This is a genomic window from Streptomyces luteogriseus (assembly GCF_014205055.1).
GTDB lineage: Bacteria > Actinomycetota > Actinomycetes > Streptomycetales > Streptomycetaceae > Streptomyces > Streptomyces luteogriseus.
Genome location: NZ_JACHMS010000001.1, coordinates 7,125,311 through 7,151,043 on the forward strand (window position 1 = coordinate 7,125,311; position 25,733 = coordinate 7,151,043).

Annotated in this window: 23 protein-coding genes; 19 read left to right on the forward strand and 4 right to left on the reverse strand. The window is 70.8% G+C overall.

All coding sequences use genetic code 11. The features are described from left to right. Positions 1–39: 39 nt before the first annotated feature. On the reverse strand, positions 40–2,238 hold the full coding sequence (locus tag BJ965_RS31815) for an elongation factor G-like protein EF-G2 (RefSeq protein WP_184913500.1): 2,199 nt from the start codon (positions 2,236–2,238) through the stop codon (positions 40–42). Positions 2,239–2,483: 245 nt separating this feature from the next. Between BJ965_RS31815 and pgsA the strand changes: the two genes are divergently transcribed. The 15 genes from pgsA (at position 2,484) to relA (ending at position 18,146) form a co-directional block, all read left to right on the forward strand. Continuing rightward, a complete protein-coding gene (gene pgsA, locus BJ965_RS31820; RefSeq protein WP_078615157.1) occupies positions 2,484–3,242 on the forward strand; it encodes a phosphatidylinositol phosphate synthase in 759 nt (252 codons plus the stop codon). Further along, positions 3,239–4,147, forward strand: coding sequence for a phosphatidylinositol mannoside acyltransferase (locus BJ965_RS31825; RefSeq protein ID WP_184913502.1), 909 nt, complete (start codon positions 3,239–3,241; stop codon positions 4,145–4,147). Before pgsA ends, BJ965_RS31825 begins: the two co-directional genes overlap by 4 nt. Continuing rightward, positions 4,144–5,307, forward strand: coding sequence for a glycosyltransferase family 4 protein (locus tag BJ965_RS31830; protein WP_184913504.1), 1,164 nt, complete (start codon positions 4,144–4,146; stop codon positions 5,305–5,307). Before BJ965_RS31825 ends, BJ965_RS31830 begins: the two co-directional genes overlap by 4 nt. Before the next feature lie 444 nt (positions 5,308–5,751). Next, positions 5,752–6,294 carry a hypothetical protein gene (locus BJ965_RS31835; protein ID WP_184913507.1) on the forward strand — a complete coding sequence of 181 codons (543 nt, stop codon included), beginning with the start codon at positions 5,752–5,754 and terminating at the stop codon, positions 6,292–6,294. Between the two features lie 136 nt (positions 6,295–6,430). After that, positions 6,431–7,336 carry a pyridoxal 5'-phosphate synthase lyase subunit PdxS gene (pdxS, locus tag BJ965_RS31840; RefSeq protein ID WP_030843057.1) on the forward strand — a complete coding sequence of 302 codons (906 nt, stop codon included), beginning with the start codon at positions 6,431–6,433 and terminating at the stop codon, positions 7,334–7,336. A gap of 13 nt (positions 7,337–7,349) precedes the next feature. Continuing rightward, complete coding sequence (gene pdxT / locus BJ965_RS31845; RefSeq protein ID WP_184913509.1) at positions 7,350–7,958, forward strand: pyridoxal 5'-phosphate synthase glutaminase subunit PdxT; 609 nt, start codon at positions 7,350–7,352, stop codon at positions 7,956–7,958. 48 nt (positions 7,959–8,006) lie between these two features. Beyond that, on the forward strand, positions 8,007–8,759 hold the full coding sequence (locus BJ965_RS31850) for a YebC/PmpR family DNA-binding transcriptional regulator (protein ID WP_097215555.1): 753 nt from the start codon (positions 8,007–8,009) through the stop codon (positions 8,757–8,759). Between the two features lie 190 nt (positions 8,760–8,949). Beyond that, on the forward strand, positions 8,950–9,480 hold the full coding sequence (gene ruvC, locus BJ965_RS31855) for a crossover junction endodeoxyribonuclease RuvC (RefSeq protein ID WP_184913511.1): 531 nt from the start codon (positions 8,950–8,952) through the stop codon (positions 9,478–9,480). Continuing rightward, a complete protein-coding gene (ruvA, locus tag BJ965_RS31860) occupies positions 9,477–10,082 on the forward strand; it encodes a Holliday junction branch migration protein RuvA (RefSeq protein ID WP_184913514.1) in 606 nt (201 codons plus the stop codon). Before ruvC ends, ruvA begins: the two co-directional genes overlap by 4 nt. Before the next feature lie 45 nt (positions 10,083–10,127). Next, positions 10,128–11,198 carry a Holliday junction branch migration DNA helicase RuvB gene (gene ruvB, locus BJ965_RS31865; protein ID WP_184913516.1) on the forward strand — a complete coding sequence of 357 codons (1,071 nt, stop codon included), beginning with the start codon at positions 10,128–10,130 and terminating at the stop codon, positions 11,196–11,198. 185 nt (positions 11,199–11,383) lie between these two features. Further along, on the forward strand, positions 11,384–11,875 hold the full coding sequence (gene yajC, locus BJ965_RS31870; RefSeq protein WP_184913518.1) for a preprotein translocase subunit YajC: 492 nt from the start codon (positions 11,384–11,386) through the stop codon (positions 11,873–11,875). A gap of 132 nt (positions 11,876–12,007) precedes the next feature. Beyond that, the gene (gene secD, locus BJ965_RS31875) at positions 12,008–13,777 is read left to right on the forward strand and encodes a protein translocase subunit SecD (protein WP_184913520.1); all 1,770 of its coding nucleotides are present in this window, start codon (positions 12,008–12,010) and stop codon (positions 13,775–13,777) included. A 1-nt stretch (position 13,778) separates the two neighbouring features. Beyond that, positions 13,779–14,894, forward strand: coding sequence for a protein translocase subunit SecF (secF, locus tag BJ965_RS31880; protein WP_184913522.1), 1,116 nt, complete (start codon positions 13,779–13,781; stop codon positions 14,892–14,894). After that, positions 14,891–15,430, forward strand: coding sequence for an adenine phosphoribosyltransferase (locus tag BJ965_RS31885; RefSeq protein ID WP_184913524.1), 540 nt, complete (start codon positions 14,891–14,893; stop codon positions 15,428–15,430). The genes secF and BJ965_RS31885 overlap by 4 nt, the downstream gene beginning before the upstream one ends. A gap of 193 nt (positions 15,431–15,623) precedes the next feature. Next, on the forward strand, positions 15,624–18,146 hold the full coding sequence (gene relA / locus BJ965_RS31890; RefSeq protein WP_184913526.1) for a GTP pyrophosphokinase: 2,523 nt from the start codon (positions 15,624–15,626) through the stop codon (positions 18,144–18,146). Positions 18,147–18,240: 94 nt separating this feature from the next. Here the strand turns inward: relA and BJ965_RS31895 are convergent, their stop codons facing one another. Together BJ965_RS31895 and BJ965_RS31900 are read right to left on the reverse strand one after the other, a co-directional pair. Further along, on the reverse strand, positions 18,241–19,470 hold the full coding sequence (locus BJ965_RS31895) for a DUF349 domain-containing protein (protein WP_184913528.1): 1,230 nt from the start codon (positions 19,468–19,470) through the stop codon (positions 18,241–18,243). 135 nt (positions 19,471–19,605) lie between these two features. Then, positions 19,606–20,451, reverse strand: a complete 846-nt coding sequence (locus BJ965_RS31900) for a peptidylprolyl isomerase (RefSeq protein WP_184913530.1) — start codon at positions 20,449–20,451, stop codon at positions 19,606–19,608. Between the two features lie 167 nt (positions 20,452–20,618). On the opposite strand from BJ965_RS31900, the gene BJ965_RS31905 reads away from it, so the two are divergent. Together BJ965_RS31905 and hisS are read left to right on the forward strand one after the other, a co-directional pair. Beyond that, positions 20,619–21,326: an MBL fold metallo-hydrolase gene (locus tag BJ965_RS31905; RefSeq protein ID WP_184913532.1), complete on the forward strand. Its 708-nt coding sequence runs from the start codon at positions 20,619–20,621 to the stop codon at positions 21,324–21,326. Between the two features lie 11 nt (positions 21,327–21,337). Then, on the forward strand, positions 21,338–22,600 hold the full coding sequence (gene hisS / locus BJ965_RS31910) for a histidine--tRNA ligase (protein ID WP_184913534.1): 1,263 nt from the start codon (positions 21,338–21,340) through the stop codon (positions 22,598–22,600). 47 nt (positions 22,601–22,647) lie between these two features. On the opposite strand, the gene BJ965_RS40520 is transcribed toward hisS, so the two are convergent. Further along, positions 22,648–22,974: a hypothetical protein gene (locus tag BJ965_RS40520; RefSeq protein ID WP_184913536.1), complete on the reverse strand. Its 327-nt coding sequence runs from the start codon at positions 22,972–22,974 to the stop codon at positions 22,648–22,650. A gap of 430 nt (positions 22,975–23,404) precedes the next feature. Between BJ965_RS40520 and BJ965_RS31920 the strand changes: the two genes are divergently transcribed. Together BJ965_RS31920 and BJ965_RS31925 are read left to right on the forward strand one after the other, a co-directional pair. Then, a complete protein-coding gene (locus tag BJ965_RS31920; RefSeq protein WP_184913538.1) occupies positions 23,405–24,061 on the forward strand; it encodes a vitamin K epoxide reductase family protein in 657 nt (218 codons plus the stop codon). A 57-nt stretch (positions 24,062–24,118) separates the two neighbouring features. Then, complete coding sequence (locus BJ965_RS31925; RefSeq protein ID WP_184913540.1) at positions 24,119–25,471, forward strand: replication-associated recombination protein A; 1,353 nt, start codon at positions 24,119–24,121, stop codon at positions 25,469–25,471. Positions 25,472–25,733: the final 262 nt, after the last annotated feature.

Genomic DNA, 25,733 nt, shown 5'->3' on the forward strand with positions numbered 1-25,733 from the left:
GGAGCTCCCACAAGGGCACTTGGAGGCGCCCGGCGCCAACTACGAGGCCTTGCGCTCCTCTTCACGCACCCGGTCCGCGACCTGCTGCGGCATCGGTTCGTGCCGCGCGTACCGGCGGCTGAACCCCGCCGTGCCGTGCGACATCGACCGCAGATCGATGGCGTACCGGCCGATCTCGATCTCCGGCACCTCGGCCCGGATCAGGGTGCGCCCGCCCGGGGTCTGCTCGGTGCCGAGCACCCGGCCGCGCCGCCCCGACAGGTCGCTCATCACGGCGCCCACGAAGTCGTCACCGACCAGCACCGACACCTCGGCCACCGGCTCCAGCAGATGGATCCTCGCGTCGGCCGCGGCCTCCCGCAGAGCCAGCGCCCCGGCCGTCTGGAACGCGGCGTCGGAGGAGTCCACCGAGTGCGCCTTGCCGTCCAGGAGGGTCACCCGTACGTCGATGAGCGGGTACCCGGCCGCGACTCCCTTGGCCGCCTGGGCCCGTACGCCCTTCTCCACCGACGGGATGAACTGCCGGGGCACCGCGCCGCCCACGACCTTGTCGACGAACTCGATGCCGGACCCGCCGGGCAGCGGCTCGACCTCGAGCTCGCAGATCGCGAACTGCCCGTGCCCGCCGGACTGCTTGACGTGCCGGCCCCGCCCCGCCGACTTGGTGGCGAACGTCTCGCGCAGGGACACCCGGTGGGGGACGACGTCGACCTGGACGCCGTACCGGCTGCGCAGCCGCTCCAGGGCGACGTCGGCGTGTGCCTCGCCCAGGCACCACAGGACCACCTGGTGGGTGTCCTGATTCTGCTCGAGCCGCATCGTCGGGTCCTCGGCCACCAGCCGGGCCAGGCCCTGGGAGAGCTTGTCCTCGTCCGGTTTGCTGTGCGCCTGGATGGCCAGCGGCAGCAGCGGGTCGGGCATCCGCCACGGCTCCATCAGCAGCGGGTCGTCCTTGGCGGACAGGGTGTCGCCGGTCTCGGCGCGGCCCAGCTTCGCCACGCAGGCCAGGTCGCCCGCGATGACGTGCGACACCGGACGCTGCTGCTTGCCGAACGGCGTGGACAGGGCGCCGATCCGCTCGTCGACGTCGTGGTCCTCGTGTCCGCGGTCGGCCAGCCCGTGCCCGGAGACGTGGACCGTCTGGTCGGCGCGCAGGGTGCCGGAGAACAGACGGATCAGCGACAGCCGGCCCACATAGGGGTCCGAGGAGGTCTTCACGACCTCCGCGACGAGCGGGGCGTCCGGGTCGCACGGCTTGAGTTCGCGCGGCTTGCCGTCGATGGTCGTGACCCGCACCGTCTCGTGCTCCAGCGGCGTCGGGAAGCCCCGCGTGATCAGCTCCAGCAGCTCCTGGGTGCCGAGCCCCTGACGGGCGCCCTCACCGGCGGGGGCGGCGGCCAGGACGGGGAAGAAGACCCCGCGGGCGACGGCCCGCTCCAGGTCCTCGATGAGCGTCTTGACGTCGACGGGCTCCCCGCCGAGGTAGCGGTCCATGAGGGTCTCGTCCTCGCTCTCCGAGATGATCCCCTCGATGAGCCGGTTGCGGGCCTCCTCGATCAGCGGCAGCTGGTCCTCGCCCGGCTCGGACTCCTTGCGCTCGCCGGTTGAGTAGTCGAACAGCTTCTGCGACAGCAGCCCGATCAGCCCGGTCACGGGCGCGTGCCCGTCGGGTGCCTGGGGGCCGCGCAGCGGCAGGTAGAGCGGCAGGACCGCGTCGGGGTCGTCCGCGCCGAAGGCCTCCGCGCAGGTCCGGGTCATCCCCTCGAAGTCGGCGCGCGCCGACTCCAGGTGCGTGACGACGATGGCCCGGGGCATGCCCACGGCCGCGCACTCCTCCCACACCGTGCGGGTCGAACCGTCCACACCGTCCGAGGCCGAGACGACGAAGAGGGCCGCGTCCGCCGCGCGCAGACCGGCCCTGAGCTCACCGACGAAGTCGGCGTATCCGGGGGTGTCGAGGAGATTGACCTTGATGCCGTCCCACTCGACGGGCACCAGGGAGAGCTGTACCGAACGCTGCTGCCGGTGCTCGATGTCGTCGTAGTCGGAGACGGTGCCGCCGTCCTCCACGCGGCCCGCCCGGTTCACCGCCCCCGCCGTGAGCGCGAGGGCTTCGACCAACGTGGTCTTTCCCGATCCGGAGTGGCCGACCAGCACCACATTCCGTACGGACTGAGGGTGGTCGGCCGCTCGTGCCCTGCCGGCGGCCCCAGGGTGTGTCTGTGCCTTGTCGCCCATGATCCTGCCTCCCGTGCACGGTGAGGTCACTGTGGGCGCGGACACGCGGAATCCTCCCCCAGACTCCGTCCGGGGGTACCCCCAGCGGTGGCGGCTCCGGCGACGCCCGCGGTCATTCGACCTTCCCACTCTCGTCACGGTGCGTCCATACGAACGACGCGATCCCACCGCCCACCAGCGGCCCGCGGGTTCCCCCGAAAGGGGTCAGGGTGCCCGCACCTCGCCCACGCGCGCGCGTGACTACGATGGGCCAGCCGGTGGCCAGCAGGGGCCAGACGGCGACACCGACCCTCGGGAAGGCCATGCTGAACAAGTACGCGCGTGCATTCTTCACGCGTGTCCTCACACCGTTCGCCGCGTTTCTCATCCGCCGGGGCGTGAGCCCCGACACGGTCACGCTCATCGGCACCGCCGGTGTGGTCGCGGGCGCGCTGGTCTTCTACCCCATGGGCGAGTTCTTCTGGGGCACGGTCGTGATCACGCTGTTCGTGTTCTCCGACCTCGTCGACGGCAACATGGCCCGTCAGCTCGGCCGCTCCAGCCGCTGGGGCGCCTTCCTGGACTCCACGCTCGACCGCGTCGCCGACGGCGCGATCTTCGGCGGCTTCATCCTCTGGTACGCCGGTGGGGGCGACGACCTCGTCCTGTGCGCGGTCTCGATCTTCTGTCTGGCCAGCGGCCAGGTGGTGTCGTACACCAAGGCCCGGGGCGAGTCGATCGGCCTGCCGGTCGCGGTCAACGGGCTCGTCGAGCGCGCCGAGCGCCTGGTGATCTCGCTGGTGGCGGCCGGGTTGGCGGGCCTGCACGCGTTCGGTGTGCCCGGCATCCAGTACCTGCTGCCTGTCGCCCTGTGGATCGTCGCCGTGGGCAGCCTCGTCACGCTGATCCAGCGGGTTGTCACGGTCCGCAGGGAGTCCGCGGAGGCGGAGGCGGCCGCACAGGGCGAGCAGGATGATGAGGACGAGCAGCAGAACGCCTCTCACGGGAGCGAGGCGGCCACATGAGCGCACAGGACAGGCTGACGGACGCGTTGTACGGCCTCGGCTGGGGCACGGTCAAGAAGCTCCCCGAGCCGGCCGCCGTACGCCTCGGCCGGACCATCGCCGACCTCACCTGGAAGCAGCGCGGCAAGGGCGTCCAGCGTCTGGAGAGCAACTACGCGCGCGTGGTGCCCGGCGCGAGTCCTGAAGCCCTCGCCGAGCTGTCCCGCGCGGGCATGCGGTCCTATCTGCGCTACTGGATGGAGTCCTTCCGCCTCCCGGCCTGGAGCAAGGAGCGGATCAAGGGCGGCTTCGAGCCCAAGGACCTGCACCACCTCACCGAGGGCCTGGCCGCGGGCAAGGGCGTCGTACTCGCCCTGCCACACCTCGCCAACTGGGACCTCGCCGGCGCCTGGGTCACCACGAAGCTCGGCATCCCCTTCACCACGGTCGCCGAGCGCCTGAAGCCCGAGACGCTCTACGACCGGTTCGTCGCCTACCGCGAGGGTCTCGGGATGGAGGTCCTGCCGCACAGCGGCGGCACCGCCTTCGGCACCCTGGCCCGGCGGCTGCGCGAGGGCGGCCTGGTCTGCCTGGTCGCCGACCGTGACCTGTCCGCCTCGGGCGTGGAGGTGGACTTCTTCGGCGACACGGCCCGCATGCCGGCCGGACCGGCCCTGCTGGCCCAGCAGACCGGCGCCCAGCTGCTGCCGGTGACCCTCTGGTACGACGACTCGCCCGTGATGCGGGGCCGCGTCCACCCGCCCGTCGGGGTCCCCGAGTCGGGCACCCGCGCCGAGAAGACGTCGGTCATGACGCAGGCGCTGGCCGACGCCTTCGCCACCGGCATCGCCGACCATCCGGAGGACTGGCACATGCTGCAGCGCCTGTGGCTCGCGGACCTCGACCCCGAGAAGGGGCGCCCGTGAGGATCGGCATCGTCTGCCCGTACTCCTGGGACGTACCGGGCGGCGTCCAGTTCCACATCCGTGACCTCGCCGAGTACTTCCTCCGCCTCGGCCACGAGGTGTCCGTCCTGGCCCCGGCCGACGACGACACCCCGCTGCCGCCGTACGTCGTCTCGGCCGGGCGAGCGGTGCCGGTGCCGTACAACGGCTCGGTGGCCCGGCTGAACTTCGGTTTCCTGAGCGCCGCCCGGGTGCGCCGCTGGCTGCACGACGGCGCCTTCGACGTCATCCACATCCACGAGCCGACCTCCCCGTCGCTGGGCCTGCTGACCTGCTGGGCCGCCCAGGGGCCGATCGTGGCGACGTTCCACACCTCCAACCCGCGCTCCCGCGCGATGATCGCCGCCTACTCGATCCTCCAGGCCGCCCTGGAGAAGATCAGCGCCCGGATCGCGGTGAGCGAGTACGCCCGCCGCACGCTGGTGGAGCACCTCGGCGGCGACGCGGTCGTGATCCCCAACGGCGTCGACGTCGACTTCTTCGCCGAGGCCGAGCCCAAGGCCGAGTGGCAGGGCGACACGATCGGCTTCATAGGGCGTATCGACGAGCCCCGCAAGGGACTCCCGGTGCTGATGAAGGCCCTGCCGAAGATCCTCGCCGCGCGCCCGCAGACCCGGCTGCTGGTCGCCGGGCGCGGCGACGAGGAGGAGGCCGTTCAGTCCCTGCCGGCCGAGCTGCGTGCCCGCGTCGAGTTCCTCGGCATGGTCAGCGACGAGGACAAGGCCCGCTTCCTGCGCAGCGTCGACCTGTACGTCGCGCCCAACACCGGTGGCGAGAGCTTCGGCATCATCCTCGTCGAGGCCATGTCCGCCGGAGCCCCCGTCCTCGCCTCCGACCTGGACGCCTTCGCCCAGGTCCTGGACCGCGGAGCGGCCGGCGAACTGTTCCCCAACGAGGACGCCGATGCTCTGGCCGACGCGGCCGTACGGCTCCTGGCGGACCCGGAGCGGCTGACGGAGCTGCGCGAGCGGGGGAGCGCCCATGTGCGGCGCTTCGACTGGTCGACCGTCGGCGCGGACATCCTGTCCGTCTACGAGACGGTGACCGCCGGAGCGGTGGCGGTGGCCGAGGACGAACGGACGACCGGGCTGTGGGGGCGGCTGGGATTCGCCCGGGACTGAGGATGGGGCGGCGGTCCGCCCGGGTCGGTCGGTGCCGAGGGCTGGTGCGGTGGCGGGCGGACTGGGCGGTTTGAGGGTTGGGTCGGTGGGCCGCCCGGGCCCGTCGGGTGCTGGGGCTGGGTCGGCGCTGTCCGGATGGGCTGCTTGTGAGGGCCGGGCGGTGGGGCGCCGGGACTGGGCGGCTGTGAGAGCCGGGCCGCGGGCCGCACGGATCGGCCGGTTGCGAGGGCCGAGTCAACGACGCCCGGAGCGGCCGCTTGTGACGGCTGGGCCGGGGGGGGGGCGACCGGGTGCGCCCTGGTCCGAGGGCAGGTCTGGCCGTCGGGCAGCCGCCCCCTCCGGCCCGGACCGAGGGCCGGGCCGCCCGGAGTCCGCCGTGGCCGCCCGGCCACGGGCGGGGCGGGGTGAACAGCGTGGTCGCGTGGGCCGCTAGCCTTGCCGCCCGTGACCACCACTCTCATCTGGATCGCCGTCGCCCTGGTCGCGATCGGGCTCTATCTCAGCTGGACCGCGGGCCGGCTCGACCGTCTCCACGCCCGGATCGACGCCGCCCGCGCGGCCCTCGACGCCCAGCTGCTGCGGCGCGCCTCGGTGGCGCAGGAACTGGCGACGTCGGGGGTCCTCGACCCGGCCGCCTCGATCGTGCTGTACGAGGCCGCGCACGCCGCCCGGCAGGCCGAGGAGGAGCAGCGGGAGGTCGCCGAGAGCGACCTGAGCCAGGCACTGCGGGCCGTCTTCGGAGAGGCCCCGCAGGTGGAGGCGGTGCGGGAGGCGCCCGGGGGAGAGGAGGCCGCCCGGGAACTCACCGAGGCCGTCCGCAAGGTGCCGATGGCCCGGCGCTTCCACAACGACACCGTACGCGCGGCCCGGGCCCTGCGCCGGCACCGCAAGGTGCGCTGGTTCCGCCTGGCCGGTCACGCGCCCTTCCCGATGGCCTTCGAAATGGACGACGAGCCTCCGGCAGCCCTGGTGGACCGGGCCTCCTGAGCCCCGTTCACCTGCCGTTCTTCGGCCGTCCGTCGCAAAAGGATCCACAGCGTTCCCATTGGCCCTTGCTGTGGCCTGGTTCTCTCACGTTTCCTCAGTGCTGCAGAAACCCTCTTTCCCATCAGCGAGGTCACCCGTGTCCATCTCCGAAAACCAGGCTCCCGAGACCGGCACCGCCCGAGTGAAGCGCGGCATGGCCGAGCAGCTCAAGGGCGGCGTGATCATGGACGTCGTCACGCCGGAGCAGGCCAAGATCGCCGAGGACGCGGGCGCCGTGGCCGTCATGGCCCTGGAGCGGGTCCCCGCCGACATCCGCAAGGACGGCGGCGTCGCCCGCATGTCCGACCCGGACATGATCGAGGGCATCATCGACGCCGTCTCGATCCCGGTCATGGCCAAGTCCCGCATCGGCCACTTCGTCGAGGCCCAGGTCCTGCAGTCCCTCGGCGTCGACTACATCGACGAGTCCGAGGTCCTCACCCCGGCCGACGAGGTCAACCACAGCGACAAGTTCGCCTTCACGACCCCCTTCGTCTGCGGCGCCACCAACCTGGGCGAAGCTCTGCGCCGCATCGCCGAGGGCGCCGCGATGATCCGCTCCAAGGGCGAGGCCGGCACCGGCAACGTCGTCGAGGCCGTCCGTCACCTGCGCCAGATCAAGAACGAGATCGCCCGCCTGCGCGGTTACGACAACAACGAGCTGTACGCCGCCGCCAAGGAGCTGCGCGCCCCGTACGAGCTGGTCAAGGAAGTCTCCGAGCTCGGCAAGCTCCCCGTGGTGCTGTTCTCCGCCGGCGGCGTGGCCACCCCGGCCGACGCGGCCCTGATGCGTCAGCTCGGCGCCGAGGGCGTCTTCGTCGGCTCCGGCATCTTCAAGTCCGGCGACCCGGCCAAACGCGCCGCCGCCATCGTGAAGGCCACCACCTTCTACGACGACCCGAAGATCATCGCCGACGCCTCCCGCAACCTCGGCGAGGCCATGGTCGGCATCAACTGCGACACCCTCCCCGAGGCCGAGCGCTACGCCAACCGCGGCTGGTAAGGCACAGAAACCCATGAGCGACACCCCCGTCATAGGCGTCCTGGCCCTCCAGGGCGACGTACGGGAGCACCTCGTCGCCCTGGCCGCGGCCGATGCCGTGGCCAGGCCGGTGCGGCGCCCCGAAGAACTCGCCGAGGTCGACGGCCTCGTCATCCCCGGCGGCGAGTCCACCACCATCTCCAAACTGGCCGTGCTGTTCGGCCTGATGGAGCCTCTCCGCGCGCGCGTGCGGGCCGGGATGCCCATCTACGGCACCTGCGCCGGCATGATCATGCTCGCCGACAAGATCCTCGACCCCCGCTCGGGCCAGGAGACCCTCGGCGGCATCGACATGATCGTGCGCCGCAACGCCTTCGGACGGCAGAACGAGTCCTTCGAGGCGGCCGTCGCCATCCAGGGCATCGAGGGCGCACCGGTGGAGGGCGTCTTCATCCGCGCCCCCTGGGTGGAGTCCGTCGGCGCCCGGGCCGAGGTGCTCGCCGAGCACGACGGTCACATCGTCGCCGTCCGTCAGGGCACGGCGCTGGCCACGTCGTTCCACCCGGAACTGACCGGCGACCACCGCGTCCACGCCCTGTTCGTCGACATGGTGCGGGCGAACCGGACAGCCGGATCCTTGTAGGATTCCTGCGTTCGTTGCTGAGATGGGTTACGCGAAGGAGACAGGCAGATGTCCGGCCACTCTAAATGGGCTACGACGAAGCACAAGAAGGCCGTGATCGACGCCAAGCGCGGCAAGCTCTTCGCGAAGCTGATCAAGAACATCGAGGTGGCTGCCCGGATGGGCGGCGTCGACATCGAGGGCAACCCCACTCTCTACGACGCCATCCAGAAGGCCAAGAAGCAGTCGGTCCCGAACAAGAACATCGACTCCGCCGTCAAGCGCGGCGGCGGCCTCGAGGCCGGCGGCGCCGACTACGAGACGATCATGTACGAGGGCTACGGCCCCAACGGTGTCGCGGTGCTCATCGAGTGCCTCACCGACAACCGCAACCGCGCCGCCTCCGAGGTCCGCGTCGCCATGACCCGCAACGGCGGCTCCATGGCCGACCCCGGTTCGGTGTCGTACCTCTTCAACCGCAAGGGCGTCGTGATCGTCCCCAAGGGCGAGCTGTCCGAGGACGACGTGCTGGCCGCCGTGCTCGACGCGGGCGCCGAGGAGGTCAACGACCTCGGCGAGAGTTTCGAGGTGCTCAGCGAGGCCACCGACCTGGTCGCGGTCCGCACCGCCCTCCAGGACGCCGGCATCGACTACGACTCCGCCGACGCCAACTTCGTCCCGACCATGCAGGTCGAGCTGGACGAGGAGGGCGCCAAGAAGATCTTCAAGCTGATCGACGCGCTGGAGGACAGCGACGACGTGCAGAACGTCTTCGCCAACTTCGACGTGAGCGACGAGGTCATGGAGAAGGTCGACGCGTAACGCGCCGCGATCTCGGCGGGCCGGGGGACATATGTCCCCCGGCCCGCTGTCGTTGTCGGTGGCAGCGGATAGCCTGGCGTAGCCAAAGATCACCGTCCACGGACCGCGACCCTCAATTGAGGAACCACGACGGTGCTCAGCCAGGTCCGCGAGAGCGGCGGCGGTCTAGCCGCAAAGAGGGGAGGGGCGCGTGCGCGTACTGGGGGTGGACCCAGGACTGACCCGGTGCGGTGTCGGCGTGGTCGAGGGCGTCGCCGGACGGCCGCTCACGATGATCGGCGTCGGCGTCGTCCGCACACCGGCGGACGCCGACCTCGGCCACCGTCTCGTCGCCGTCGAGCAGGGCATCGAGCAGTGGCTCGACGAGCACCGGCCCGAGTTCGTCGCCGTCGAGCGCGTCTTCAGCCAGCAAAACGTCCGTACGGTGATGGGCACGGCCCAGGCCAGCGCCGTCGCCATGCTCTGTGCCGCCCGCCGCGGGATCCCGGTCGCGCTGCACACCCCGAGCGAGGTCAAGGCCGCCGTCACCGGCAGCGGCCGGGCCGACAAGGCGCAGGTGGGCGCCATGGTGACCCGCCTGCTCCGGCTCAGCGCACCGCCCAAGCCCGCCGACGCGGCCGACGCCCTCGCCCTCGCCATCTGCCACATCTGGCGCGCCCCCGCGCAGAACCGTCTCCAGCAGGCCGTCGCCCTGCACACATCGAAAGGCCGGACGGCATGATCGCCTTCGTCAGCGGCACGGTCGCCGCGCTCGCCCCCGACGCCGCGGTCGTCGAGGTCGGCGGCGTCGGCATGGCCGTCCAGTGCACGCCGAACACGCTGTCCACGCTCCGCATGGGCCGGCCGGCCAAGCTGCACACCTCCCTGGTCGTCCGCGAGGACTCCCTCACTCTGTACGGCTTCGCGGACGACGACGAGCGGCAGGTCTTCGAGCTGCTCCAGACTGCCAGCGGCGTCGGCCCCCGGCTGGCCCAGGCCATGCTCGCCGTGCACAGCCCGGACGCCCTGCGCCGGGCCGTCGCGTCCGCCGACGAGAAGGCCCTCACCGCCGTCCCCGGCATCGGCAAGAAGGGCGCGCAGAAGCTGCTCCTCGAGCTGAAGGACCGGCTCGGCGCGCCGGTCGGCGCCCCCGCCGTGGGCGCGCCGGTCAGCAGCGGCTGGCGCGACCAGTTGCACGCGGCCCTGATCGGCCTCGGGTACGCGACCCGGGAGGCCGACGAGGCGGTGGCCGCCGTGGCCCCGCAGGCCGAGGCCACCGAGGGCACGCCCCAGGTGGGCCGACTGCTGAAGGCGGCCCTGCAGACGCTGAACCGCGCCCGCTAGTCCGAGCCGTCCGCACCTCCGTACCGAGATTCCGAGGCACACTCCATGAACTGGGACGACACGACCGACGCCGACGCCGCCGAGCGGCTGGTCGACTCCGTCGCCGACCGTGAGGACCAGGCCGTCGAGGCCGCCCTGCGCCCCAAGGACCTGGACGAGTTCATCGGCCAGGAGAAGGTCCGCGAACAGCTCGACCTCGTGCTGCGCGCCGCACGCGCGCGTGGGGCCACCGCCGACCACGTGCTGCTCTCCGGCGCCCCGGGTCTCGGCAAGACCACCCTGTCGATGATCATCGCGGCCGAGATGGGCGCCCCGATCCGCATCACCTCGGGCCCCGCCATCCAGCACGCCGGCGACCTCGCCGCCATCCTCTCCTCCCTCCAGGAGGGCGAGGTCCTCTTCCTCGACGAGATCCACCGCATGTCCCGGCCCGCCGAGGAGATGCTGTACATGGCGATGGAGGACTTCCGCGTCGACGTCATCGTCGGCAAGGGCCCCGGCGCCACGGCCATCCCGCTGGAGCTGCCCCCCTTCACCCTGGTCGGCGCCACCACCCGGGCCGGCCTGCTGCCGCCCCCGCTGCGCGACCGCTTCGGCTTCACGGCGCACATGGAGTTCTACGAACCGGCCGAACTGGAGCGGGTCATCCATCGCTCGGCCGGCCTCCTCGAAGTCGAGATCGACCCGGAGGGCGCCGCCGAGATCGCCGGACGCTCCCGCGGCACGCCCCGCATCGCCAACCGTCTGCTGCGCCGCGTCCGCGACTACGCGCAGGTCAAGGCCGACGGCCTGATCACCCGGGACATCTCCGCCGCCGCCCTCGCCGTGTACGAGGTGGACGCGCGTGGCCTCGACCGCCTGGACCGCGGTGTGCTGGAAGCCCTGCTCAAGCTGTTCGGCGGCGGTCCGGTCGGTCTCTCCACGCTCGCTGTCGCGGTGGGGGAGGAGCGTGAGACCGTGGAGGAGGTCGCCGAGCCCTTCCTCGTGCGGGAGGGCCTGCTGGCCCGGACTCCCCGAGGCCGGGTCGCCACACCCGCCGCATGGGCGCATCTCGGCCTCACCCCGCCCCGCTCCCAGAGCGCCGGAAACGGACAAGGGGACCTGTTCGGGGCGTGATGCCTCCGTCACGCCTGCGGGGCGGCGAGGTCAGTGGCCGCAAGGGGAACCCCGGTGCCATGCTGAGCGTTGTTCCATGCGCGCGGACTCGCTTAGACTCCGCCGATGCCGCCTTTGTCGGCGGCGTACATACCCCCAACCAGCTGGCCGCTCACAGCGCGGTCGTGTGAAGGAAGTACCGACCCGTGAGTCTCCTGACCCTCCTCCCGTTCATCGTGCTCATCGGGGCCATGTTCCTGATGACCCGGTCGGCCAAGAAGAAGCAGCAGCAGGCCGCAGACATGCGGAACCAGATGCAGCCCGGCAGCGGTATCCGCACCATCGGGGGCATGTACGCCACGGTCAAGGAAGTGAACGAGGACACCGTCCTCGTCGACGCCGGTCCCGGCGTCGATCTCCTCTTCGCCAAGAACGCCATCGGTGCCGTCCTCACCGACGACGAGTACAACCGCATCGTTCACGGCATCGAGCACGACCTGAAGTCCGACGCCGACATCGTCCCGGACGACGCCTCCTCCCTCACCGCGACCGACGACTCCGCCTCCGACGCCTCCGCCGACGACAAGGCCGTCGACCTCGGCAAGAAGGACGTGGCCGACGAGCCGGCCGACGAGACCGCCGAGGCGAAGACGGACGCAGAGCCGAAGAAGACCGACGGCGACTCCGAGGCGAAGTAGTCGTGTCCCGGGGTGCGCGGGCCCGGCCCGCGCACCCCGGGACACGCCCAGCTCGCACGGAATCCCGACACCATGTCATGGCCGCCCGTCCGCCGATCCGGAGCGAGGTGGCCCGAGAGGGAGTACGAGAAGGTGGCCACACCTAAAAAGGGCAGGAACGCGAGCGCCCAGAGCAAGCCGGGGCGCTCGCTGGCCCTGATCCTGATCGCCATCGCGGCGCTCACCGGGGGGATGTTCGCCTCGGGGCACACGAAGCCCCGTCTCGGCATCGACCTTGCCGGCGGTACGAGCATCACGCTCCGCGCGGTCCCCGAGGCCGGCAACGAGGCGGCGATCAACAAGACCAACATGGACACCGCCGTCTCCATCATGGAGCGCCGTGTCAATGGTCTGGGCGTCTCCGAGTCCGAGGTCCAGACGCAGGGCCGGGAAAACATCATCGTCAACATTCCCAAGGGCACCAACTCGGAGCAGGCCCGCAAGCAGGTCGGCACCACCGCCAAGCTCTACTTCCGCCCGGTCCTCGCCACCGAGATCGCCGGCGGCAAGGGCACGGCCAGCCCCTCCCCGAGCCCCACCGGCAGTCCCACGGACAAGCCGTCCGGCAAGGCCACCGACAAGCCCGAGGCCACCGACAAGGGATCCGCGTCCCCGTCCGGCTCTCCCACCACGCAGGGCCGTGCGGTCACTGACGCGCTGAAGGCCGACGCGACGCCCTCCGCGAGCGCCTCGGACAAGGGCGACAAGGCCAGCCCCTCCCCGTCGGGGAGCGGCGGCACCGCCGAGGCCGACGCGAGCGCGCTGCAGGCGAAGTACGCCACGCTCGACTGCACCGACGAGAAGACCCGCTCCACCGTCGGTGACGGCATCAAGGCCTCCGAGCCGACGCTGGCGTGCGGCAAGAACTCGCAGGGCCAGTGGCAGAAGTACATCCTCGGCCCCGCCGAGGTCGACGGCACGGACGTCGACAAGGCCCAGGCCGTCCTGAACACCCAGACCGGTGCCGGCTGGACCGTCACGATGGACTTCACGGACGGCGGAGCCAAGAAGTTCGCGGACATCACCGGCAAGCTGGCGCAGAACCAGTCCCCGCAGAACCAGTTCGCGATCGTCCTGGACGGCGACGTCGTCTCCGACCCGTACGTCCGGCAGGCCCTGACCGGCGGCAACGCCGAGATCTCTGGCAACTTCAACCAGCAGTCCGCCCAGGACCTGTCCAACATGCTGTCGTACGGCGCGCTGCCGCTCACCTTCAAGGTGGACAGCATGACGACCGTGACCGCGGCGCTGGGCGGTGACCAGCTGCAGGCCGGTCTGATCGCCGGCGCGATCGGTCTCGCGCTGGTCGTCATCTACCTGCTGGCCTACTACCGCGGCCTGTCGTTCATCGCGATCCTCTCGCTGCTGGTCTCCGCCGCCCTCACCTACACGCTCATGGCTCTGCTCGGCCCGGCCATCGGCTTCGCGCTGAACCTGCCGGCCGTCTGCGGCGCCATCGTCGCCATCGGCATCACGGCGGACTCGTTCATCGTGTACTTCGAACGCGTCCGTGACGAGATCCGCGAGGGCCGTTCGCTGCGCCCCGCCGTCGAGCGGGCCTGGCCGCGCGCACGGCGCACCATCCTGGTCTCCGACTTCGTGTCGTTCCTGGCCGCCGCGGTGCTCTTCCTCGTCACGGTCGGCAAGGTCCAGGGCTTCGCGTTCACGCTCGGCCTGACCACCCTGCTCGACGTGGTCGTCGTGTTCCTCTTCACCAAGCCGCTGCTCACCCTGATGGCCCGTCGCCCGTTCTTCGCGAACGGCCACAAGTGGTCCGGCCTCGACCCGAAGAGCCTGGGCGCCCAGCCGCCGCTGCGCCGTACCCGCCGCCCCGCCGCCCCCGTCGACCCGAAGGAGGCCTGAGATGTCGAAACTCGGTACCCTCGGCGCCCGACTGCACCGTGGCGAGATCGGCTACGACTTCGTCAAGAACCGCAAGATCTGGTACGGCCTCTCCATCCTGATCACCATCCTGGCCATCGCCGGCCTGGCGGTACGCGGGCTGAACATGGGCATCGAGTTCCAGGGCGGTGCCGTCTTCAACACCCCGAAGAACACCACCGCCTCGGTGTCCCAGGCGGAGGAGTACGCGGAAGCGGCCTCCGGCCACGACGCGATCGTCCAGAAGCTCGGTGACGGCAGCCTGCGCATCCAGGTCGCCGGCATCGACACCGGCGCGGCCAACGAGATCAAGAGCACGCTCGCCGACGACCTCAAGATCGACTCGGAGCAGATCAACGCCGAGCTGGTCGGCCCCAGCTGGGGTGAGCAGATCGCCAACAAGGCATGGCAGGGCCTCGGCATCTTCCTGGTGCTCGTGGTGATCTACCTGGCGATCGCCTTCGAATGGCGCATGGCGGTCGCCGCGTTCGTCGCGCTGATCCACGACATCACCATCACGGTCGGCATCTACGCCCTCGTCGGCTTCGAGGTCACACCGGGCACGGTGATCGGTCTGCTGACCATCCTCGGCTACTCGCTCTACGACACGGTCGTGGTGTTCGACAGCCTCAAGGAACAGACGAGGGACCTCACCAAGCAGACCCGCTGGACCTACAGCGACGTCGCCAACCGCTCGATCAACAGCACCCTGGTCCGCTCCATCAACACCACGGTGGTCGCGCTGCTGCCGGTCGCGGGCCTGCTGTTCATCGGTGGCGGTGTCCTCGGCGCCGGCATGCTGAACGACATCTCGCTGTCGCTGTTCGTCGGCCTCGCCGCCGGTGCGTACTCCTCGATCTTCATCGCCACGCCGCTCGTCGCCGATCTCAAGGAGCGCGAGCCGGCGATGAAGGCTCTGAAGAAGCGCGTCCTCGCCAAGCGGGCCCAGGCCGCGGCCAAGGGCGAGACCGGGACCGAGGGCGGCGACGAGTCGTACACCGACGAGCCCGAGGACGCCGCACCCGCGGTGGTCGGGCCGCGCAACCAGCCCGCCTCGCGCACGCGCGGCCGCGGCCGCCCCTCGGGGAAGCGCCGGTGACCGACATCAAGGAGCTGCTGCTCAGCCGCATCCGTGACGTGGCCGACTACCCGGAGCCGGGCGTGATGTTCAAGGACATCACCCCGCTCCTGGCGGACCCGGCGGCGTTCACCGCCCTGACCGACGCCCTCGCCGAGATCGCCGAGCGCACCGGTGCCACCAAGGTCATCGGCCTGGAGGCCCGCGGCTTCATCCTCGGCGCCCCGGTCGCCGTCCGCGCGGGGCTCGGCTTCATCCCCGTACGCAAGGCGGGCAAGCTCCCCGGAGCGACCCTCGCCCAGGCCTACGACCTGGAGTACGGCTCGGCGGAGATCGAGGTGCACGCCGAGGACCTCACCGCCGGGGACCGCGTGCTGATCGTCGACGACGTCCTCGCCACCGGCGGCACCGCCGAGGCCGCGGTCCAGCTCATCCGCCGGGCCGGCGCCGACGTCGCGGGTCTCGCCGTCCTCATGGAACTCGGCTTCCTGAGCGGTCGCGCCCGCCTGGAGCCGGCGCTGAACGGCGCCCCGCTGGAGGCGCTGCTCACGGTCTAGCGACCGCGACGGCCGGGCGGACACCGGCACCACACCGCGGAGGCGGGCCCGGAGGAATCCGGCGCCCGCCTCCCGCGTTCTGCCGGGTAGACGGTCCTCACATTGGCCTGAAGGCGATCCTGGAGCTCAGGATCGCTACCATGGGTGCTCCGGAACCTGACCGGGGGACCCGGATCGCGCACGAGGAGCCCTCTTGCCAGACGAGGCCCAGCACCTGACCGCCGCCAAGCCCGAGTCCGCCTCGGCAGCCGCGGCGAAGCCCGCGCCGAACGCGCCCCACGCGAAGAACGACACCCGCGGGCCGGTCGAGCATGCCCAGGCCGCACCGGTCGACAAGCCCGCCGAGCAGGCGCGGCCCAAGCCCACCCCGCCGCCCGCGGTACGCCAGACCGCCGGACAGCCGGCCCGCTCCGGCTCCTCCAACCGCGTCCGCGCCCGTCTGGCCCGGCTCGGTGTGCAGCGCGCGAACCCGTACAACCCGGTGCTGGAGCCGCTGCTGCGGATAGTGCGCAGCAACGACCCGAAGATCGAGACGGCCACGCTCCGCCAGATCGAGCGCGCCTACCAGGTCGCCGAGCGCTGGCACCGCGGCCAGAAGCGCAAGAGCGGCGACCCGTACATCACGCACCCTCTCGCCGTCACCACCATCCTCGCCGAGCTGGGCATGGATCCGGCCACGCTGATGGCCGGCCTGCTGCACGACACGGTCGAGGACACCGAGTACGGCCTGGACGACCTGCGCCGCGACTTCGGCGACGTCGTCACGCTGCTCGTCGACGGCGTCACCAAGCTGGACAAGGTCAAGTTCGGCGAGGCCGCGCAGGCCGAGACCGTGCGCAAGATGGTCGTCGCCATGGCCAAGGACCCGCGCGTCCTGGTCATCAAGCTCGCCGACCGCCTGCACAACATGCGCACCATGCGCTACCTCAAGCGCGAGAAGCAGGAGAAGAAGGCGCGCGAGACCCTCGAGATCTACGCGCCGCTCGCCCACCGCCTGGGCATGAACACCATCAAGTGGGAGCTGGAGGACCTCGCCTTCGCGATCCTCTACCCCAAGATGTACGACGAGATCGTCCGGCTGGTGGCCGAGCGGGCACCGAAGCGTGACGAGTACCTGGCCATCGTCACCGACGAGGTCCAGCAGGACCTGCGCGCGGCCCGCATCAAGGCGACCGTCACCGGCCGCCCGAAGCACTACTACAGCGTCTACCAGAAGATGATCGTCCGCGGCCGGGACTTCGCGGAGATCTACGACCTGGTGGGCATCCGCGTCCTCGTGGACACCGTCCGCGACTGCTACGCGGCCCTCGGCACGGTGCACGCGCGATGGAACCCGGTCCCCGGCCGGTTCAAGGACTACATCGCGATGCCCAAGTTCAACATGTACCAGTCGCTGCACACGACGGTCATCGGCCCCGGCGGCAAGCCGGTCGAGCTGCAGATCCGCACCTTCGACATGCACCGCCGCGCCGAGTACGGCATCGCCGCGCACTGGAAGTACAAGCAGGAGGCCGTCGCCGGCGCCTCGAAGGTGCGCTCCGACGCCCCCAAGTCGTCCGGCAAGGGCAAGGACGACCACCTCAACGACATGGCCTGGTTGCGCCAGCTCCTGGACTGGCAGAAGGAGACCGAGGACCCCGGCGAGTTCCTGGAGTCCCTGCGCTTCGACCTGTCCCGCAACGAGGTCTTCGTCTTCACCCCCAAGGGCGACGTCATAGCGCTCCCCGCCGGTGCCACCCCGGTGGACTTCGCCTACGCGGTGCACACCGAGGTCGGCCACCGCACCATAGGCGCCCGGGTCAACGGCCGGCTGGTCCCGCTGGAGTCCACCCTCGACAATGGCGACCTGGTGGAGGTCTTCACCTCCAAGGCGGCCGGAGCCGGCCCCTCCCGCGACTGGCTCGGCTTCGTCAAGTCACCGCGCGCCCGCAACAAGATCCGGGCCTGGTTCTCCAAGGAACGCCGCGACGAGGCGATCGAGCAGGGCAAGGACTCCATCGTCCGCGCGATGCGCAAGCAGAACCTGCCGATCCAGCGCATCCTGACCGGCGACTCCCTGGTGACCCTCGCGCACGAGATGCGCTACGCCGACATCTCCGCGCTGTACGCGGCGATCGGCGAGGGCCATGTCTCCGCACAGAACATCGTGCAGAAGCTGGTCCAGGCGCTCGGCGGTGAGGAGGCCGCCACCGAGGAGATCGACGAGTCGGTGCCGCCGGCCCGCGGCCGCAGCCGCAAGCGCCGCTCCAGTGCCGACCCGGGCGTCGTCGTCAAGGGCGTCGAGGACGTGTGGGTCAAGCTGGCCCGCTGCTGTACACCCGTCCCGGGCGACCCCATCATCGGCTTCGTCACCCGCGGCAGCGGTGTATCGGTTCACCGCAGCGACTGTGTGAACGTCGACTCGCTGTCCCGTGAGCCCGAGCGGATCCTCGAGGTCGAGTGGGCGCCCACCCAGTCCTCGGTCTTCCTGGTCGCCATCCAGGTCGAGGCCCTGGACCGCTCACGGCTCCTCTCGGACGTCACCCGCGTGCTGTCCGACCAGCACGTCAACATCCTCTCCGCGGCCGTCCAGACCTCCCGCGACCGCGTCGCCACCTCCCGCTTCACCTTCGAGATGGGCGACCCGAAGCACCTCGGCCATGTGCTGAAGGCGGTCCGTGGCGTGGAGGGCGTCTACGACGTGTACCGGGTGACGTCGGCGCGCAGCAGGTCCTAGCAGGCCGGTCGCGCACGACCACGGACAAGTCGCTCACGACCACACGAAAGGGGCTCCCGTACACCGTGTACGGGAGCCCCTTTCGACGGACTGCTCAGCCTCCGAACTCGTGCAGGCCCTTCAGCGCCTGGTCCAGCAGCGCCTGGCGGCCGTCGAGCTCACGCTGGAGCTTGTCGGCCTTGGCGTTGTTGCCCTGCGCCCGCGCCTGCTCGATCTGACCCCGCAGCTTGTCCACCGCGGCCTGGAGCTGGCCGGTCAGACCCTCGGCACGCGCGCGTGCCTCCGGGTTCGTCCGGCGCCACTCGGCCTCCTCGGCCTCCTGGATGGCCCGCTCGACCGCGTGCATCCGGCCCTCGACCTTCGGCCGGGCATCGCGCGGCACATGGCCGATGGCCTCCCAGCGCTCGTTCACGTTCCGGAACGCGGCGCGGGCCGCCTTGAGGTCCGTGATCGGCAGGAGCTTCTCGGCCTCCTCGGCCAGCTCCTCCTTGAGCTTGAGGTTCTCCGACTGCTCGGCGTCCCGCTCGGCGAAGACCGAGCTGCGGGCCGCGAAGAAGACGTCCTGGGCGCCGCGGAAGCGGTTCCACAGATCGTCCTCGTGCTCGCGCTGAGCGCGGCCCGCGGCCTTCCACTCGGACATCAGCTCGCGGTAGCGCGCCGCCGTCACGCCCCAGTCCGTCGAGTTCGACAGCGCCTCGGCCTCGGAGACCAGCCGCTCCTTGGTCTTGCGGGCCTCCTCGCGCTGCGCGTCCAGCTGCGCGAAGTGCTGCTTGCGCCGCTTGGAGAACGCCGACCGGGCGTGCGAGAAGCGGTGCCACAGCTCGTCGTCGGACTTGCGGTCCAGGCGCGGCAGACCCTTCCAGGTGTCCACCAGGGCCCGCAGCCGCTCACCGGCCGCCCGCCACTGGTCGGACTGCGACAGCTCCTCCGCCTCGGCGACCAGCGCCTCCTTGGCGTGACGGGCCTCGTCGGACTGCTTCGCCCGCTGCGCCTTGCGCTCCTCGCGACGCGCCTCCACCAGCTCCACGAGCTTGTCCAGCCGGACCCGCAGTGCGTCCAGGTCGCCCACCACGTGGTGCGCGTCGACCTGCTCCCGGATGTGGTCGATGGCGGCGTGGGCGTCCTTCGCCGACAGGTCGGTGGTCTTCACTCGCTTCTCGAGGAGGCCGATCTCGACAACCAGGCCCTCGTACTTGCGCTCGAAATAGGCCAGCGCCTCCTCGGGGGAGCCTGCCTGCCAGGAACCGACGACCTGCTCGCCGTCGGCCGTACGCACGTACACGGTCCCCGTCTCGTCGACGCGGCCCCACGGGTCGCTGCTCACAGCGCCTCCTCCACATGATGCCTGCGAGGGGCCTCAGCTCCCCCGGGCATCGTCCACAGTTTCGTCACGGCCAACATAGGCGACCGGCGGGGGGCCTGTCCGCATCCCGCGCGACCGAAATTTCGCAGTTGGGGGTCAGGATTTGGTGATCGTGGCCTTGTTGATCACGACCGTCGCGTTGGGCGCCGTATTGCCCGTCTGAGGGTCGGGGGCCTGCGCTCCGGCGTCCGCGATTTTCTTCAGGACCTTCATGCCCGCCTCGGACACCGTGCCGAACGGTGTGTAGTCGGCCGGCAGCTGACTGTCCTGGTAGACGAGGAAGAACTGGCTGCCGCCGCTGTCGCGGCCCTTCTTCGTCTGGGCGTTGTACTGGTTCGCCATCGCGACCGTGCCCGCCGGGTACGTCCCGCCCTTGAGGCTCTTGTCCTTGAGGTTCTCGTCCGGGATGGTGTAGCCCGGCCCGCCCATGCCGGTGCCCTGCGGGTCGCCGCACTGCAGGACGTAGATGCCCTGGTCCGTGAGCCGGTGGCACTTGCTGTGGTCCAGGTAGCCCTTGCCGAGAAGGAAGTTGAACGAGTTGACGGTGTGCGGCGCCGCCGACGCCTTCAGCGCGACGTCTATCTCACCGCAGGTCGTGTCCAGCTTCATCGTGTACTTCGCCGACTCGTCGACGGTCATCGCCGGTTCCTTCTTCCAGGTCTCCGACTTGACCTTGCCCGGGGCCGGCTTCTCACACGGGTCCGGGGCCTTGCTGGGCGTGGCGCTCGGCGTGACGTCCGCGTTCGCGTTCTCCTTCTTGCCGTCGTCCTCGAACGGCTTGGTCAGGAAGACCGTCACCGAGAGGACCACGATCACGCCGAGAACCGAGGCGATCACGGAGTTGCGGATACGGGCCTTGCGTCGCGCGTCAGTGCGTCGCTGCTGCTGCCGCAAGAACTTCTCCCGGGCGAGCTGACGCCGCCGCTGTTCCTGGCTGACCACCGGGTTCTCTCCTCATGGGTCTGATACGTCGACCGATACGCGTGCGTCCTGTGTGCCGAGCGCCTGCGTGTGCCCCGTACCGTATATGGGTTCGCTGAGGAATCGGCAGCGCCGGTAGGCTCTGTGAGCAGCCGTAGCCGCCCGTATCGACACAACGAAGGACGATCGTGCTCATTGCCGGGTTCCCCGCCGGGGCCTGGGGGACGAACTGCTACCTCGTCGCCCCCGCCGCCGGTGAGGAGTGCGTGATCATCGACCCCGGCCATCAGGCCGCCGACGGCGTCGCGGAAGCGGTCAGGAAGCATCGGCTCAAGCCCGTCGCCGTCGTCCTCACCCACGGCCACATCGACCACGTGGCCTCGGTCGTCCCGGTGTGCGGCGCGCACGACGTGCCGGCCTGGATCCACCCCGACGACCGGTACATGATGAGCGACCCCGAGAAGGCGCTCGGCCGGTCCATCGGGATGCCGCTGCTGGGCGAGCTGACCGTGGGGGAGCCCGACGACGTCAAGGAGCTGGCCGACGGGGCGAAGCTTGAGCTGGCGGGCCTGGAGCTGTCCGTCGCGCACGCGCCCGGCCATACCAAGGGGTCGGTGACCTTCGGCATGCCCGAGGCGGCGGACATCCCGCCGATCCTCTTCTCGGGCGACCTGCTGTTCGCCGGCTCCATCGGACGCACCGACCTGCCCGGCGGTGACATGGCCGAGATGCTCGACTCGCTGGCCCGCGTGTGCCTGCCGCTCGACGACTCGACCGTGGTGCTGTCCGGCCACGGCCCCCAGACGACCATCGGCCAGGAGCGCTCCACCAACCCGTATCTGCGGCAGGTGGCCGCCGGCCAGGGAGCCGCCGAGGCTCCCCGACGAGGAATGTGACGAGACCTTCCGTGAGCACCTTCAAGGCCCCCAAGGGCACGTACGACCTGATCCCGCCGGACAGCGCCAAGTACCTCGCCGTCCGTGAGGCGATCGCCGCTCCGCTGCGCAACTCCGGCTACGGCTACATCGAGACGCCCGGCTTCGAGAACGTCGAACTCTTCGCGCGCGGGGTCGGTGAGTCCACCGACATCGTGACCAAGGAGATGTACGCCTTCGAGACCAAGGGCGGCGACCGGCTCGCCCTGCGCCCCGAGGGCACGGCCTCCGTCCTGCGCGCGGCTCTGGAGGCCAACCTGCACAAGGCCGGCAACCTCCCGGTGAAGCTCTGGTACTCCGGCTCGTACTACCGCTACGAGCGTCCCCAGAAGGGCCGTTACCGCCACTTCTCCCAGGTCGGTGCCGAGGCGATCGGCGCGGAGGACCCGGCGCTGGACGCCGAGCTGATCATCCTGGCCGACCAGGCCTACCGCTCGCTGGGCCTGAGCAACTTCCGGATCCTGCTCAACAGCCTCGGCGACCAGGAGTGCCGCCCGGTGTACCGGTCGGCGCTGCAGGAGTTCCTGCGCGGCCTGGACCTGGACGAGGACACCCTGCGCCGCGCCGAGATCAACCCGCTGCGCGTCCTGGACGACAAGCGCGAGTCGGTCCAGAAGCAGCTGGGGGACGCGCCGCTGCTGCGTGACTACCTGTGCGACGCGTGCAAGGCGTACCACGAGGAGGTCCGTGAGCTGATCACGGCGGCGGGCGTCTCCTTCGAGGACGACCCGAAGCTGGTCCGCGGCCTGGACTACTACACCCGCACCACCTTCGAGTTCGTCCACGACGGTCTCGGCTCGCAGTCCGCGGTGGGCGGCGGCGGCCGCTACGACGGCCTCTCCGAGATGATCGGCGGCCCCGCGCTGCCGTCCGTCGGCTGGGCCCTCGGCGTCGACCGCACGGTCCTCGCCCTGGAGGCGGAGGGCGTCGAGCTGGAGCTGCCCGCCACCACCAGCGTGTTCGCCGTCCCGCTCGGCGAGGAGGCCCGCCGCGTCCTGTTCGCCAAGGTCACCGAGCTGCGCAAGAACGGCATCGCGGCCGACTTCTCCTACGGCGGCAAGGGGCTCAAGGGCGCGATGAAGAACGCCAACCGCAGCGGCGCCCGCTACACGGTCGTCGCCGGCGAACGCGACCTCGCCGAGGGCGTCGTCCAGCTCAAGGACATGGAGTCCGGCGAGCAGACGGCGGTGGGCGTGAACGAGATCGTGGCGGAGCTGGAAGCGCGGCTCGGCTGAGTACCCCGCACACCACAGAGGAAGGCGCCGGATCCCCGGCGCCTTCCTCATTGCCGAAGACGCGCAGCGGATACGTCCTGAACGTCGGCTCCCCGATTCACCGTCGGCTCCCCGACGAACAGCAGTCGTCCGCACTCCGCGCTCGCGCAGCCCCCGGCCACCAGCCGCGGCACGGCCGTTTCGCCCAGCGAGAGCCGTTGCCCCCCGGAGATCACGCCGGGTGCCGCGTCCAGGCGCCTGCGCCGGCCGCCCGGCAGCGCATGGATCCGGCCGTTCGCCTTCGGCTCCAGACCGGCCAGGCCGATGACCTCGCCCGGGTTCCGCAGCAGGGGGTAGGAGCGAGCGAAGAGCCGTACTGCCTCCCGGACCGTCAACCGGGCGGGCGCCGATTCGCCCTTCCAGGCGATTCCGGCCCGGGAACGTCACGCGCGCGTGCCGTTCGCCGGGTCCTACCCGGGCACGGACACCTCGCGCGCGTCCCGGTCCGGTCGCCCTGGACGATCTCCGGCGTGGTGCTCCCGCCCGCGCCGTCGGGTCCGAGCAGGCCGGAAACCTCGCCGCGCCGGATGCCGAGACCGAGGCCGTCGACGGCGGTCCGGCGCCCGTAGCGCCCGCGCAGCCCCCGCACATCCGCGGCGCGTTCGCACTCCTGTGCCGTCATGCGGCGAGCGTCGGCCGGAATGCACCCCCCGGGGACGACCGGGTGGCCGTCCTTATGTTCACTGAACGGTGGAGAGCGGCACCGGTGCGGCACAATGGCCCCTGCCCGAAGATGTTCAGGTCTCAAGTGACGGAATCGGCGTGATGAGCAAGACGACAGTCAGGGACGTCTCCACGGAGCCCGAGCCGGAGCGCGCCGAGATCGCGCCCCGCGCCGAGGGCGGCAGCCGGGCCCTCGCCCTGCTGCTGGTGATCACCGGCGCGGCCGGACTGCTCGCCGCGTGGGTCATCACGATCGACAAGTTCAAGATCCTCGAGGCCAAGGTCGCGGGCACCACGTACACGCCCGGCTGCAGCCTCAACCCGGTCGTCTCCTGCGGCAGCGTCATGGAGAGCAAGCAGGCCGCGGTCTTCGGCTTCCCGAACCCGATGCTCGGCATCGTCTGCTACGGCATCGTCATCGGCGTCGGCATGGCCCTGCTCGCCCGCGCCCGATTCCCGCGCTGGTACTGGCTCACCTTCAACGCCGGCTGCCTCTTCGGCGTGGGCTTCTGCGCCTGGCTGATGTTCCAGTCCCTGTACCGGATCAACGCGCTCTGCCTGTGGTGCAGCCTCGCCTGGGTCGCCACGATCCTGATGTTCTGGTACGTGACGTCCTTCAACATCCGCAAGGGCTTCCTGCCCGCCCCGAACTGGCTCAAGAGCTTCTTCGGCGAGTTCACCTGGGTCATGCCCGTGCTGCACATCGGCATCATCGGCATGCTGATCCTGACCCGCTGGTGGGACTTCTGGCTCAGCTGAGCCCGGCCGTCCCCGGCCCCGGCCGGACTGTCGGTGCCGTGAACTAGGGTTTCTGACGTGGAGCCCGACCTTTTCACCGCAGCCGCCGAAGAACGCCAGGAGAAGGAGCCGTCCAGCAGCCCCCTGGCGGTGCGGATGCGCCCGCGCACCCTCGACGAGGTCGTGGGCCAGCAGCATCTGCTGAAGCCGGGCTCACCCCTGCGCAGACTGGTCGGGGAGGCCTCCGGCCCGGCCGGCCCCTCCTCGGTACTCCTCTGGGGCCCGCCCGGCACCGGCAAGACCACCCTCGCCTACGTCGTCTCCAAGGCGACCGACGCCCGCTTCGTGGAGCTGTCCGCGATCACCGCCGGCGTGAAGGAGGTCCGCGCGGTCATCGACGGGGCCCGCCGCGCCGCCGGCGGCTACGGCAAGGAGACCGTCCTCTTCCTCGACGAGATCCACCGCTTCAGCAAGGCCCAGCAGGACTCACTGCTCCCGGCCGTCGAGAACCGCTGGGTGACGCTCATCGCGGCGACGACGGAGAACCCGTACTTCTCGGTGATCTCCCCCCTGCTGTCCCGCTCCCTGCTGCTCACCCTCGAACCGCTCACGGACGAGGACATCAGAAGCCTCGTCCGCCGCGCCCTCACCGACGAGCGTGGCCTCAAGGACGCCGTCACCCTCCCCGAGGAGACAGAGAACCACCTCCTGCGCATCGCCGGCGGTGACGCCCGCCGCGCCCTCACCGCCCTGGAGGCGGCCGCCGGAGCCGCCCTCGACAAGGGTGAGGCGGAGATCGGCCTGACCACCCTGGAGGAGACGGTCGACCGGGCCGCCGTGAAGTACGACCGGGACGGCGACCAGCACTACGACGTGGCCAGCGCCCTGATCAAGTCCATCCGCGGCTCCGACGTCGACGCCGCCCTGCACTACCTGGCCCGGATGATCGAGGCCGGCGAGGACCCCCGCTTCATCGCCCGCCGCCTGATGATCTCCGCCAGCGAGGACATCGGTCTGGCCGACCCGACCGCACTGCAGACGGCGGTCGCCGCCGCCCAGGCCGTCGCCATGATCGGCTTCCCCGAAGCCGCCCTCACCCTCAGCCACGCCACGATCGCCCTCGCCCTGGCACCCAAGTCCAACGCCGCGACCACCGCGATCGGCGCCGCCCTGGAGGACGTCCGCAAGGGCCTGGCCGGACCCGTCCCCGCCCACCTGCGCGACAGCCACTACAAGGGCGCGACCAAGCTCGGCCACGGCCAGGGCTACGTCTACCCGCACGACCTGCCCGAGGGCATCGCGGCCCAGCAGTACGCCCCGGACGAGCTGAAGGACCGCGAGTACTACGAGCCGACCCGGCACGGCGCGGAGGCCCGCTACGCGGACGCGGTGGAGTGGACCCGGAAGAACCTCGGTCGAAAGCGGTCCTGAGCACCCTGTAAACTCGACCGGAGTGCCGCGTCCCGTGCAGTCAGAACGGGGCAGTCGGCCGGAGCCCGACCCCCCGGGATCGGCTCCAGGAGCGTCGCGCACCGTCGAACGGTGTCGCGGGCAGCCCACCACCACCCGGCGCTTACGGGAACGGTCGGTGGGCCACTCGCGTGCTGCACGTATGTGCCCAGACCAGGGGAGCGGCTGCCCACCCCAGGCCCATCAGGGCGTGAGGCGGGTTTCCCCGGCTGCGGATGCGACC

Coding starts and splice junctions, on each gene's coding strand:
- BJ965_RS31815 (WP_184913500.1), bottom strand. CDS start 2,238: ATGGGCGACAAGGCACAGACACACCCTGGGGCCGCCGGCAGGGCACGA.
- pgsA (WP_078615157.1), top strand. CDS start 2,484: ATGGGCCAGCCGGTGGCCAGCAGGGGCCAGACGGCGACACCGACCCTC.
- BJ965_RS31825 (WP_184913502.1), top strand. CDS start 3,239: ATGAGCGCACAGGACAGGCTGACGGACGCGTTGTACGGCCTCGGCTGG.
- pdxT (WP_184913509.1), top strand. CDS start 7,350: ATGAGCGACACCCCCGTCATAGGCGTCCTGGCCCTCCAGGGCGACGTA.
- BJ965_RS31850 (WP_097215555.1), top strand. CDS start 8,007: ATGTCCGGCCACTCTAAATGGGCTACGACGAAGCACAAGAAGGCCGTG.
- ruvA (WP_184913514.1), top strand. CDS start 9,477: ATGATCGCCTTCGTCAGCGGCACGGTCGCCGCGCTCGCCCCCGACGCC.
- ruvB (WP_184913516.1), top strand. CDS start 10,128: ATGAACTGGGACGACACGACCGACGCCGACGCCGCCGAGCGGCTGGTC.
- secF (WP_184913522.1), top strand. CDS start 13,779: ATGTCGAAACTCGGTACCCTCGGCGCCCGACTGCACCGTGGCGAGATC.
- BJ965_RS31920 (WP_184913538.1), top strand. CDS start 23,405: ATGAGCAAGACGACAGTCAGGGACGTCTCCACGGAGCCCGAGCCGGAG.